Origin of the sequence: Brumicola blandensis, assembly GCF_031846165.1 — a bacterium.
Classification (GTDB): Bacteria; Pseudomonadota; Gammaproteobacteria; order Enterobacterales; family Alteromonadaceae; genus Glaciecola; species Glaciecola blandensis.
In genome coordinates, this window is the sequence record NZ_JAVRIE010000005.1 from 277,694 (window position 1) to 291,083 (window position 13,390).

At 44.3% G+C, this 13,390-nt stretch carries 9 protein-coding genes; 3 read left to right on the top strand and 6 right to left on the bottom strand.

What is annotated here, in order from left to right; all coding sequences use genetic code 11:
- The first annotated feature begins 4 nt into the window (after positions 1 to 4).
- Both RM544_RS13445 and pdeM read left to right on the top strand, forming a co-directional pair.
- Positions 5 to 2,494, top strand: a complete 2,490-nt coding sequence (locus RM544_RS13445) for a ligase-associated DNA damage response DEXH box helicase (RefSeq protein ID WP_311362315.1) — start codon at positions 5 to 7, stop codon at positions 2,492 to 2,494.
- Entirely contained in the window at positions 2,494 to 3,216 is a 723-nt protein-coding gene (gene pdeM, locus RM544_RS13450; protein WP_311362316.1) for a ligase-associated DNA damage response endonuclease PdeM, read from the top strand. The genes RM544_RS13445 and pdeM overlap by 1 nt, the downstream gene beginning before the upstream one ends.
- On the opposite strand, the gene RM544_RS13455 is transcribed toward pdeM, so the two are convergent.
- From RM544_RS13455 to folM, 4 genes are all read right to left on the bottom strand, one after another.
- A complete protein-coding gene (locus RM544_RS13455) occupies positions 3,213 to 4,133 on the bottom strand; it encodes a carbon-nitrogen hydrolase (protein ID WP_311362317.1) in 921 nt (306 codons plus the stop codon). The genes pdeM and RM544_RS13455 overlap by 4 nt on opposite strands.
- Entirely contained in the window at positions 4,130 to 5,197 is a 1,068-nt protein-coding gene (locus RM544_RS13460) for an agmatine deiminase family protein (protein WP_311362318.1), read from the bottom strand. The genes RM544_RS13455 and RM544_RS13460 overlap by 4 nt, the downstream gene beginning before the upstream one ends.
- A gap of 100 nt (positions 5,198 to 5,297) precedes the next feature.
- Entirely contained in the window at positions 5,298 to 7,391 is a 2,094-nt protein-coding gene (locus tag RM544_RS13465; protein WP_311362319.1) for a TonB-dependent receptor, read from the bottom strand.
- Positions 7,392 to 7,446: 55 nt separating this feature from the next.
- A complete protein-coding gene (folM, locus tag RM544_RS13470; RefSeq protein WP_311362320.1) occupies positions 7,447 to 8,166 on the bottom strand; it encodes a dihydromonapterin reductase in 720 nt (239 codons plus the stop codon).
- Positions 8,167 to 8,368: 202 nt separating this feature from the next.
- Between folM and folE the strand changes: the two genes are divergently transcribed.
- Entirely contained in the window at positions 8,369 to 9,055 is a 687-nt protein-coding gene (gene folE / locus RM544_RS13475; RefSeq protein WP_311362321.1) for a GTP cyclohydrolase I FolE, read from the top strand.
- A 279-nt stretch (positions 9,056 to 9,334) separates the two neighbouring features.
- Here the strand turns inward: folE and RM544_RS13480 are convergent, their stop codons facing one another.
- Both RM544_RS13480 and RM544_RS13485 read right to left on the bottom strand, forming a co-directional pair.
- Positions 9,335 to 11,542 carry a fasciclin domain-containing protein gene (locus RM544_RS13480; protein WP_311362322.1) on the bottom strand — a complete coding sequence of 736 codons (2,208 nt, stop codon included), beginning with the start codon at positions 11,540 to 11,542 and terminating at the stop codon, positions 9,335 to 9,337.
- A 238-nt stretch (positions 11,543 to 11,780) separates the two neighbouring features.
- The gene (locus tag RM544_RS13485) at positions 11,781 to 13,178 is read right to left on the bottom strand and encodes a Xaa-Pro aminopeptidase (RefSeq protein WP_311362323.1); all 1,398 of its coding nucleotides are present in this window, start codon (positions 13,176 to 13,178) and stop codon (positions 11,781 to 11,783) included.
- Positions 13,179 to 13,390 lie beyond the last annotated feature (212 nt).

Here is a 13,390-nt window from a genome sequence, read left to right on the forward strand (position 1 = left end):
TTTAGTGACAAGAACTTTTTCTGCTTCTGTAAAACGTTTAAAAACCATACCCGTTTTGTTTTCGAGTTGGTTTGAAGATAAACAATGGTCTGTGCGCCCCTATCAGAAGCAAATGGTTAAGGCTTTTGCAGAACAACGTTCTACCTTATTGATTGCTCCTACTGGCGCGGGTAAAACGCTCTCTGGATTTTTGCCTACCTTAATAGATTTAGCTAAGCACCCACAAACGGGTTTGCACACTATTTACATCTCGCCCTTAAAAGCCCTCACGCAAGATATTCACCGTAACCTACAGCAGCCTATTGATGATATGTCTTTGCCGATTACTGTGGGCGCAAGAACCGGAGATACCACCGCTTACCAACGTCAGCAGCAGCGCAAGAGGCCGCCCAACATATTGCTCATTACACCTGAATCACTGATGTTAATGTTGTCTTACGCTGATGCCCCACGCATTTTTGGGCAAGTTAAAGCCATTATCGTTGATGAAGCTCACAGTTTTGCTTTCACTAAGCGGGGCGATTTTACGGCCTTAGCATTGGCCAGATTGCAAAGTCTCAGTCCAGAGCTTGTTCGATTTGGCTTATCTGCCACGGTAGCTCAACCAGAAGCATTAGCAGCGTGGTTGGGATCAAGCGGAGAACCATGCGAAGTATTAGCGGTAAAAAGCAAAGTTAAGCCGAAGATAAAGTTGCTGAAAACCAAGGAGCGTATGCCATTTGGCGGTTATATGGGGAAGTACGCTGTCAAAGATATCTATGCGCAAATAGCCACAGCGAAAACCACCCTGGTCTTTGTTAACACACGCGCTCAAGCTGAACTTATTTTTCAACATTTATGGACTGAAAACACACAAGTCTTACCTATTGCCATTTATCATGGCTCATTGAGTAAAGAGCAGAGACAGAAAACAGAAGCAATGATGGCATCTGGAAAACTACGAGCAATTGTAGCAACCTCGGCGCTTGAGCTTGGCATTGATTGGGGGGATGTCGATTTGGTTATTCAAGTTGGCGCTCCTAAGGGCGTAAGTCGCTTACTGCAGCGTATTGGTCGTTCAAATCATAGAATGGATGAACCTTCGCAAGCCCTTTTGGTGCCCGCTAACCGCTTCGAAACCTTGGAATGCCAAGCTGCTATTAATGCAATCAAACAGGGGGAATTAGATGGCGACAGTCCCCATTCTGGCGCGCTTGATGTATTGCCACAATACATTTTAAATTGCGTTTGTAGTCAGCCTGCCAGCATGGATGAAATTTATCAACAAGTCCTCGACGCCAGTCCCTATGGTGGGCTTGATTTGCAAACCTTTACGTCACTTTGGCAATTTACCGAAAACGGGGGTTATGCTTTGCAGGCCTATGAAAGATACAACCGTTTGACCGAAATTGAGCCTGGTGTTTTTGCGCCTGCCTCAAAACGCATTACTATGCGTCATAGGCAAAACATCGGCACTATCGTTGAAGCCGGACGACTTCGAGTTAAACGCCTTCGGCGTGCACATCAAGGCAAAATTATTGGAGAAGTTGAGGAATACTTCGCGCAACAACTTGTGCCTGGAGATACCTTTTTCTTCGCTGGTGAAGTGCTGCGATTTGAAGGTATCAAAGATATGATGGTAGAAGCGAGGCCTGGCAAAGCAAAAGAGCCGAAGATCCCAAGCTATGTGGGTGGGCAGATGCCACTTAGCACCTTCCTGGCTGACGGCGTCAGAGCTTTACTTAATGAACCTGAAAAATGGCGCGCCTTACCCAAGCAAGTCAGAGAATGGCTGGATTTACAAGCTGGCTTTTCTTTAATTCCCTCAACAGACAGAGTGTTGGTAGAGCAGTTTCCGTTTAGGCAAACACAATACACCTTGTTTTATACATTTGAGGGCAGAAAAGCGAATCAAACATTGGGTATGTTAGTGACTCGTAGGATGGAAAAGTTAGGTTTAAAGCCTCTAAGTTTCAGTATCACAGACTATGGCTTATCCATCTCCTCCATTGCGGTGGTAGAAGAGGCTCACATTCCAGCATTGTTTAACCCAGATATATTGGGCGACGAACTTGAAGACTGGATGTTAGCGGCGCCAATGTTAAAACGCTCATTTCGACGAGTGGCTGTGGTCAGTGGGTTAATAGAGCAACAATACCACAGTACCCGAAAAACCATGAAGCAGGTGACCTTTTCCACAGACCTCATATACGATACCTTACGCGAGCACGATCCTGACCATATCTTGCTACGAGTCACGCGAGAGGATGCTGAGAGAGAGCTTTTAGACTTGCAGCGCCTAGGTGATACGCTAATCCGCTTTAACGGCATGTTTGCATTTCAACAATTGGAAAAAGCATCGCCGATGGCTATCCCGATTGTGTTGGATGTGAAATCGGAACAGATAAAAGGCCAAGGTGCAGAAGCCCTACTAGAGCAAGCAAGCTTGTATCAAGAGGCCGAAAACATGCTACAAGAAGTCAAAGACTTGCTGAGCAAAAAACGAGATGTTTAATGATTACTGAAGATGCCTTGTTGGCCAAGCTGCATGCGCGAACAGCTTGTCTGATAAACTTTGCTGACCACCGCTTCATCTTAGATGCCAGTGGTGCCTTAGTTTGGCCTAGACATGACATGGTGGTATTTTCTGATCTGCATTTTGAAAAGGGTAGCTTTCTTTCTCAGTTCGCGAACCCATTACCTCGCTTTGATACCGCAAAGACCATAACAAACATGCAAAACGTGCTACAGGAATATAACCCTAAACAGGTCATTTGCTTAGGTGATAGTCTGCATGACGGCAATGCTCTCAGTCGCATGAATAATAGAGACTTATCTGACATAAACGACTTAGTCCGCGGTGTAAATGCTTGGTTTTGGGTCTTAGGCAATCACGACCCAGAAATGCCAGATGCAATATTAGGGCAGTCGAGCGAATACTATGAAATAGATAACATTCTCTGGGTTCATGAACCTGAGAACCTAACTCGCTTTGCAAACGCGACAGCGCAAGTGATTGGTCACTTTCATCCAAAATTGAGTGTAAAAAAGGCCCGACATAGAATGACGGGAAAGTGTTTTGTCAGCACTGAGAATATCCTACTGATGCCAGCATTTGGTCAATATACCGGGGGCTTGTGGGTTGAAGATGAAGCTATTCAAAGCCTACTTCAAGATCCCTATCAAACGCATTTGTTATTTAATAACAAACTCTATTCGACTGGGATCAAGGCTTAATCTCGCCACCTAAGCGTTAAGTCATCATATGCATCAATACGGCGATCTCTAAAGTACGGCCAAATACGCTTAATGTCCTCGGTGCGCGTCATATCGAGTTCGACTTGTAGCGTCTCTTCTTTATCGCTGCCTGCTTGAGCCAGTATTTCACCTTGTGGGCCAGCAATAAAACTATGGCCCCAGAACGCGATACCTGCATCACCAGTCACAGGAGAGGGTTCAAAACCGACTCGGTTCGCCACAATAACTGGCACTGAGTTCGCGACGGCATGAGAGCGTTGGATAACTTGCCACGCGTCCTGTTGGCGCTGCTGTTCTTCCTTCGTATCGTTTCGGTCCCAACCTATAGCTGTCGGGTAGAAGAGTATATCGGCGCCAGCCATTGCCATGAGCCTAGCAGCCTCTGGGTACCACTGATCCCAACAAACTAGCACGCCGAGCTTACCGACACTGGTTTGGATAGGTTCGAAGCCCATGTCGCCGGGGGTGAAATAAAACTTCTCATAAAAACCAGGATCGTCAGGAATATGCATTTTGCGATACTTGCCTGCGATTTCAGCGCTGCGATCGAACACTACAGCCGTATTATGATAAAGGCCTGAACCACGTTTTTCGAACAAAGAGGTGACTAGCACGATACTCAATTCTGCTGCCAGCTTGCCGAAATACTCGGTGGCTTCACCAGGAATTGGCTCAGCCAAATCGAAGGCATCAACATCCTCTTCTTGGCAAAAGTACAGCGTGCTGTGAAGCTCTTGCAGTAAAATACACTCGCAACCATTTGCGGCAAGCTCTCTTACTTTTTGTGCGCTATTCTGCCAATTTTCGAGCTTGTCATTTGAGCTTACAGCTTGTTGTACCAAGCCCACTTTTAGGCCCACTTTTAGTTTTTTTGTTTGAGATTGATTCTGTTTCATAATACGGCGACTCCATCTCTGGCTAATTCTATAATATCGGATGTGATTGTGTTGCTTGGCACTTGCATCGTAATACAATGCAAGCTACCAAATTGTTGCACCAAAGGAGCACAGTTTATCGCGACTATACGGTGATTTGGAAAAGCGTTTTGAATGACTTCTAACGCAAGTGCATCTTCGCTTTGTTGGTACACCGGAAACAATACGCTTTGATTGCAAATGAGAAAATTTGCATAAGAAGCCGGTAGTCTTTCACCTTCTGCATTTTTCATATTTGGCAGCGGTAATTCATAAATCGCGTGTGTTGGAAATGTTTGCTGACAGGCTTGTACCAATTTGAACAGGCCCGGAAAGTGATTATCCTCTGGGCAATTATTGGCACTTTGAATCACTAAGCCGTGCAAGGGCGTAAACCGTACTAAGGTATCTATATGTCCGTCGGTATCATCGCCTTCCAAGTGACCGTCAGCAAAAAGTGTGGTTTTTTCAGCGCCTAACTTCCCGTGAAACAGGTTGTCATATTCCTGCCCAGACATGTTCCCATTCCGAAGAGGATTGAATAAACAAGATTGAGTCGATATTAAGTGTTGGTTTTGGTCAATTTCAATTGCGCCACCTTCTAATACAATATCAAAATGTTGCATTGGGTTTTGACATAGCTGCGCGAACACACCCTCATTGATCATTGTGTCTTTGCTTGCATCAAACTTTTGGCCCCAACCATTAAACTGAAAATTAACGGGAACATTGCCGTTTTCACTTTCGCAAGTCAGAAAGGCATAATCTCTCACCCAAGTATCGTTATAGTCACATGGAATACACAGGACTTTGTTGCGATAAGGCACCAAGCTTTTAATTATACCAAGCTCGCTCTCACGACACAGCAAAAGGACCACGCAGCCACTCTCATTTATTGCTTGAATAAGGCTTATATAAGTACTTTGTACTTCGTCTAACCAGGGTTGCCAGTCAGTATCTGAGTGTGGCCATGCGAGTATGACAGCCTCTTGCTCAGCCCATTCAGGCAGCAAGGTAAGTGCAGATTGATGTTGAAAACTTGCCATGTTTTTTGAGTTCTCGAGTTCGAGCCAATTTCCGCTAAGTATAGCCGCCTTGTGCTTGACACAAAAGCGGCATATTCACATTTCTCTCAGGGTTTATTTGCTATTGCTGAGACCATGACCATGTAGCACCGACAAATATCCTGCGAGGCTGTCCTGCAAAGTAACGATAGTTACCAAAGCCAAAATCTGCGCGTTCAGCATAGTCTTTATCCAGTAAGTTATAGATGTTTGCATTGAAGCGAAGTTGCGGTGAATATTCGTAGTGAAGATTCAAATCGACCAATGTGTGACCATCGTACTCAGCCGTGTTTTCAGGGTTCAAAAAGTAGTCGCCCACATGCTGAAGTGATAGTTCAGTTTGAATAGTGTCACTGACATGCCAGCCAAGCTGAGCTGAACCAATTGTGCGAGGCGCTGTGTCTATTTCATTACCTTCAATATTGGTATTTGAAATGGCAATGGCATTCGCATATTCATGTGTCGCATAAGTTGCGTTGCCAGAAATATAAACGCTTGGCGAGAGATGATATTTTCCACTCAACTCAAGACCGCGGTGACGAGTCTCTCCATTAGATATATTTTGCCGATTAGTATCTTGGAAAATAAAGTCTTTTTTCTCTTGCCAAAATACAGACGCATTGAACGCATATTTGTCGCTGACTAATCGCCAACCCAATTCTATAGCGTCTATCTCTTCTTCATTTAGGTCGGCAACGCTTTGATTGTTTTGCAAACGAAATAGCTCTGTTGCTTGAGGGGCGCGAAAGCCTTGACTGAGTTTGAAGTAAGCCGTTTGATACTGGTTTACACTATACAAGGCTGAAAAGCTTGGTGAGAATACAGTGAAGCTTACGTTTTGATCTTCAGGGCGCGTAAACCGACAGGTTGCTACCTCAGGTGCGCAAGCGTTTCCATCTTTTAACAGGTTGTCGTAGTCAAAAAGTACATTTTCAAGTCTTCCCCCCAGCGTTAGTTGCCAGTTAGATAGCTCCCATTGCGCCTGAACGTAAGCTGCTGTTGTTGAGGCATTCACATTGTAATCATAGTGCTCACCTTGAGGAATGTTAGGTGAAAAAGCCTGGTCTTGAGTTTCGCGTAAATTGGCCCGAGTAAAATCAAAATCAAAACCTGTCGTCAAGTTGAGATTATCTTTTTGATAGCGATATTGTGATTGTATCCCGGCACTACTGTGACTATTTTCTTCTAGAGCTTTCCAAGGCAAAAAATGTTGCAAGAAGGCCATTTGGTTTCGTCTGATATATGGCGTTACTGAGAAGTTACCATTCGCTGTTTCCATGCTGAACTGTGAATATGCACGCAATGATGTTGCATCCCGAAATGCTTCAGGGTTTGGGTTTGAACGACGTATTTGTTTATCCTTAAACACCTCAAAGCCTTGCACAAAACCTGCTGTTTCTTGCTCTAAGTTTGCTATATCCAGAACCGTTTTATTTTGCCACACGTTTCCAGTTTGTTGGTATACCAAGGTCATTTTTTGTTGGTCGTAGCCACTGTTTTGTTGATAACCATTATTTTGAGTAAGGTTGCCAAAAACAGCGAAGGCGCTGTTATCTTCTTGTGTGCGGTATGCAAGACTCGCTCGAAGGTGGTCGTCACGTCCTGCCCGTAAGCCGACCGAGTTTGCGGTGCTAGCATATGCATCAGGACTGATGATGTTGATTACGCCATGCACAGCATTCGAGCCAAACAAGGTGCTTGATGGACCGCGCAAAACTTCGATACGTTGAGCTTGCTCTGTGTTGGCATCAAACAATTGATTCGCATTACAGAATCCAGGGGCGCGCAATGATATGCCGTCAAGTGCCATAAAAAAAGCGCCACACCCGCCAGCGCCAGTGAGTACTGGAGATCGAATAGCGGTGAGGTGCTCTTGGCCATTTCCTCTGCTGATCCATGTGCCAGAGATTCGATGCAAAGCTTGATTAATGTGCTGGTGGTTTATCAAATCCAACTCGGACTTGTCGACACTACCAATACTGGCAGCGGTCGTCAGCAATCGACTAGGACTGCGGTTTGCCGTCACTAGAATCCGCTCTACGGCTTGAGAATTCGCTTGCTGTGATACATCGTTATCAAAAGCGTCATTTTGAGTTTGCGCTTGAGTAGCCAAACTAAACGTTGCTAGTGTTAAAGCACTGAAAGCGATGCGACATGGTGAAAATAATACGTGCAAACCTTGTTCCTTTGTTTATAAATCAAAATAGCAAAATGAAAACTGACGAATGGGCCTATTTTAAGTGGCGTCCACCATCGAGATGAATTGTCTGTCCGGTTATATAGTTGCTGTTCAACAAAAAGTTCACTGCTTTAACTGCCTCTTCTGCGCCGGGGCAGGTTTCCAATAGTGACTTTTTCAAAGCGCGTGCGCGGTATTCCTCTGAGTCATGATCGTTGAACATAACAAGAGCAGGGGCAATGCTGTTAACTTTTATCTGCGGCGCCAGCAAGGCACTAAATGACAGAGTGAGGTTATGTAAGGCAGCCTTACTTGCCGCATAGGCGATATGTTTCTTACTTCCCTTTAACTGCACATAGTCAGTCATATGGATGATATCGCCAAACTCCTCGGATTGTGTCGCGTGTTTCTGCAACAAACCTTGCAAGGCAAGGTTGATCTGATAAGGCGTGTTAGCGTGAACTTGCATCATTTTACCAAATAGTTGGTTGTAATCCTGCGTATCTGATTCTTGGTCCCAATCAGACGCATTATGGACTATGCACCTGAGGGATGTTGTTTCTTTTTTTATTGCTTCTATAAAGCAGTCTATGCCATCTTGAGTTGAAAAATTGGCTTGAATGGCCAGAGCACCTAAGCCTTTTAATTCATCTACTGAGGGCTTTTTCGTTCTATATGTTATAATCACTTTATGATGTTGACGTAATAAGTCCTTTGCGATGGCTAATCCTAGGCGTTGAGCGCCACCGGTAATGAGAATGGGAGAAGTCATGAAGCGAGAGTTTCCTTATCGTATTTAGAGGCTTGCTGTTTCGTACTATGATTATCATAGTACGACCTTGTACGTGGTGTCGGTTTTATTTAGACCATAATTGGAAGAATTGCTGCCTATATGAACAAATTGTCATTTTTTAGTAAACCAATTCATCAGATCATACCGTATACCACTTTATAAATATTCACCGGAAGACCAAATGTTAGCAAAAGAAGCTATAAAAATCCGCGAAGCAGCAGAGCCTTCGATTTCTGCAGAAGCGGCTATTGTCAGACGTGCATTGGAAGCTAAGGGCCTAGAAACCCCTATGGTGGAAAACGGATTAAGCAATGAAGAAAAGCGAACCAAGATACAAAACGCAATGCGTGAGGTGATGGAAACCTTGGGCTTAGATCTGCAAGATGATAGCTTGCAAGATACACCAAAACGCATCGCGAAAATGTACGTTAATGAAATTTTTTCAGGTTTAGACTACCGCGCGTTCCCAAAAATAACGCAAATTGAAAACAAGATGAGCATCGACCAACCTGTCCAGGTGACTGATATCAGCTTGACTAGCACTTGCGAGCATCACTTCGTGACGATTGATGGTACAGCGACGGTCTCTTATATTCCCAAGGACACCGTGATAGGTCTATCTAAAATAAACCGTTTAGTTGGCTTCTTTGCTCAGCGCCCGCAAGTGCAAGAGCGTTTGACACAACAAGTCATGGTTGCGTTACAGGCACTCACGGGAACCGAAGACGTTGCGGTAAGTATTAACGCTACGCATTACTGTGTGAAAGCTCGCGGTATCCGCGACAGTAACTCATTCACCAGAACGAGTTCACTAGGCGGTGCGTTCAACAACAACCCTGAGTTGCGTAGAGAATTTTTTCAGCTTTAGGTTCTAGTGATTAACAATCCAAAGAAACGTGGTAGTGTTCAACTGCCACGTTTTTTTTTTAAGTTTTTTACATCATCCCTTCTTAGGTTCTACCGCGACTCTTGCCCTTTTTAGCTTCATCAATACTCAAGCATAAAAACGAACAATGACTGCTAAGCCTGTTCATAACCGAGCCCGTTCATAATCCGCTAAATAAACTGTTTTATTCAAAATAAATAAGGGCTGAAACAAAAAGACCCCCACTCATGAGTGGAGGTCTTCTTAACGAGCTTTTAAGCTTTACATTGCTGCTGGCTCAAGCGTCTCTGTAATCACTGTGTCGATAACATGAATGACACCGTTAGTTGTGTAGATATCGGTGGTCGTTACGTTAGAACCTTGGATTTGAAGAGCAACAGGTGCTTGACTAACTTTAAACCAAACATTGCCAGCGCCGTCACCATTCATATCACCCGCTTCAGTATCGCTAGCGAAGAAGTACAATGGACGTCCTTGATATGCTGCTTGCATTCCACCATCGGCACGTTCAATCGTGCTTAAACCAGGTACACCGCTTACAGCATCGTCAGTAACCAACACAGGTGGCCAGTTAGTAGCACACGCATCATTACAGTTGCTGCTAGCAGATCCTAAATCATTGTTGAATACATATAATGTTAAGCCTGGGTTTGCTGAGCCATCACCGCCCACCAACATTTGGTTTACTGCATCATAAGCAACTTCCGCATTGTCGTCGTTCACAGATTGTGTGAAGTTAACTAGGTTTACGCTTACATCATTACCTGAAACCGTATCCACACTTGCGCCATTTGCCGCATATGCTTGTACTGCAGTGATTTCAGCATCTGCTACAACATGTTGCAGTAGTACACCTGTTAGCGCATCAACATTCATCAGCAGGCCATCTAGCGCAGCGTCTTCGATTTTATCAAAGGCTGCATTTGTTGGTGCAAACACGGTGAAAGTAGCATCTTCGTTTGCTAAGGTATCTACAAGATCAGCCGCCTGTAGGGCTGTTACTAGTGTTGAGAAATTATCGTCTGCCAATGCTGTCTCAACAATATTTAGCGTAGGCTCGCCGCGCATTTCTGGTGGTAAAATGACTTGGTCAAGCACATGAATAACACCATTATTAGCGATAACGTCAGTCGATGATACTGCTGAGCTATTTACGTAAAGGGTTGAGTCTGGGAAGCTAAGTGCAGCGCCTTGCTCATTCGCCATCGTCACAATGTTGTCGCCAGATTGTGCTACTGTTACTGCTGCATCTTGCAAGACTGCACTGCCTGCAATTACGTGGTACAGCAAAATATTTTCTAATGTTTCAGGATCTGCAAGTAAGGCGTCGATAGTATCTTGACCAAGCTGTGCGAATGCCGCGTCAGTTGGCGCGAAAACAGTAAACTGCACACCACTTTCATCCGCTAATACAGCGTCCAAACCAGTTGCTTGTAAAGCTGCAACAAGGGTAGAGAAGTTTGCGTTATCAGCTGCGACTTCAACGATATTCTCGCCCGCAGGTGGTACAACAACGTCAGCAACGACAACCATATCAATTACATGGATAACGCCATTCGTTGCATATACATCTGCAGCGACAACATTAGCACCGCCAAATGTGAGACGATCATTATTTGTGTTAATACTTAGTGGGATTTCAGCACCAGAAGCCGTTTCTACATCGTTTCCTGCTAAGGTGAATGCGGTAAGTGAATCGACAGTTGAACCAACGACGACATGTTGGAGTAAAATTGCCTCTAGGACTTCAGGGTTTTCACTTAAAGATGTTAAGACGTTCTCACCTAAACTCTCAAATGCGGCGTCTGTTGGCGCGAATACCGTAAACTCCTCGTCTGCATTTGTCAGCACGTCTACCAAGCCAGTTGAAGTGAGTAAATCTGCTAGGATAGTGAAATCACCTGCAGCCACCGCTGTCTCAACGATATTTGCATTTGGCATTCCACGCTCAGCTGGTTCTGATAAAACTGCATCTAAGATGTGGATGACGCCGTTTGATGCTTGAACATCAGCTAGTGTTACCGTTACGCCATTGATCAGCAAGCTGTCGCCAAGCAGAGTAATTGCTATGCTAGCGCCGTTTACTGTCTCAACGGTTGTGCCAGCTGCAGCGATAGCGGCTGCGGCATCTACTTCGCCCGCTAATACGTGGTAAGTTAAGATTGACGTTAGGGTGTCAGTGTCGTTTAACAATGCGTCGATGGTATCTTGGCCGAGTGCGCTAAATGCTGCGTTGGTCGGTGCAAAAACAGTAAACGAACCTGCAGGGTCCGCTAATGTTTCGTCTAAGCCAGTCGCTTCCAACGCTGCAACTAAGGTAGTCAAGCCAGTGTTCTCTTTCGCTATATCAGCAATTGTATTTGCTGATTCAACTGGAGGAATTGGTTGAGGTGCAGGATCATCATCATTACATGCTTGCAATAGAAACATTGCAAATGTCACAGACACTATTTTTGTTATGAGCTTCATGGTTAACATTTCCTTGATTGTTTTTGATAACAATAAGATTACGCTGCGGTAAAAATGGCAGATCAGGATATTGAACTGCAAAATGAAGGTGAGTTTTGTATCTAGCCTGTAAGCCTTTATTTTAAAGGCCTACAGAATCATTACATTTTTTTAACCTTTGGTAATATAGCTGGAATACCGCTTGGTTTTAGGTGTTTCTGTTCATACCTAATTGGGAAAGGTTGAGATTGAAGTTCAGCTATTGTGCTTCGACTAAGTGAAATTGAGTCTGCCTACCATCCATATATTCTACTCTTTCGCCATCAAAGTAAGCATTTTCCTCGAGCATGATCCGGATTTCTTTACCCCATTCCTCGACGAATGTAGCGGCGTTCAACTCAATGGAATAGGCTGTGTGGGCGTGCAATGGGTAATCGCCTTGAATGGGAACCCCACCCTGCGAGTCCCACATGCCTAAAGTTGTTCCCGCGGCATGGCCATGATAACCCAAAGGATGAGTGTAAATTGATGGCTTGATTCCCTCTGAAATAGCTTGCGCACGCGCTTCCTTCAGAACGGCATTACCTGTTTTATCCAGTTCAAATAATGAGGTAAATATATCTTGTAGGCGATTCCCATTGGCTAATGCTTTTTTCAAATAATCAGGCGCATCAGTTTCGCCATCATTTAACACATAGGCATGTTGTTGTTGATCCGTATTTAAGCGCAAGTAGGTGATACCAAAGTCCATATGTAACAAATCGCCTTTTTGCACAACCTGAGGGGCAGCGCGCTTACTGAATGCTTGAATATGATTGAACTTTTCTGGGTTTGCTCGCTGAATACTTACGCTAGGGTGAAACCAATTTGTAAGGGCCAATGAACGGCTTTTGTCTCTGAGCCACCAAATAATATCTTCTGTTGTTGTTTCGCCGGGTTTGATAAAACCACTGGTGTAGGCTTCTTTTATAATCTGATGTCCAATGCTCACAATAGTCGGATACAGTTCCATTTCAAGTTGTGTGCGTGTTTCGAGCCAAGCCAAGCTTAACATTTCGGCAGACACAACGCGTTCACGGTATTTTTCTCCGAGCTTCTCCATAAACGCAAGATATTCAGTCGCAGTGATGCCGTCTGCAAGGGCAAAATGTTCTGATTTATTAATACCGATTTTCTTAGGGTTGATTTGCTTAATAAGATCGACAAGACGCTGCCACTGATCTGGTTCGGCTTCTTTATCCCAGGCCTTTTTAAACAAGGTGTCAACTTGATAACGAGCAACAGCATAGCGCTCTAAATCCTTCCCTTCACCCGGATCAACAATCAGTAATATGGTGCGTCTACGAGCAGACAACCAAGTAGAAGGTAACATTGTTTTTAATACTGGATCTTCATTGTATTCACGTGAAATGAGCAGCCACATATCGATACCCTCACGCCGCATTAAGGCGGGCAAGGTATTATTGAGTTTATCATTTAATAGCTTGTCGATAGTCTCAGCGCGTTCTCGCATTGGCATGATCAGCTCATAAGGACTCTGCACTTCAACTTCCTTGTGGGGGGCAGAGGTATTAGCCTGTGTGATTTCGGCAAAAGCGAAGGAAGCTATTAACATCCCTAGTAGTAATGAAACCCTAGCATTATATACATTCAGCATTAACAATATTCCTTTAAATGGAAAGCACCATAGAGTCACGCATGTGTAGAAAAAAATCAAGACATGGCGTGGTTTAGCATGCTGTGGATTTGGGTGTCATTGATTTTATGAAGCGCTTTTGCAATACGGAGAGCACGTTATTTCGTATAATAATTATCTGCAGCTAGCTTTAGAAACAGGGTTTACCGTTCAGTAAACCCAAGTTCATTTGT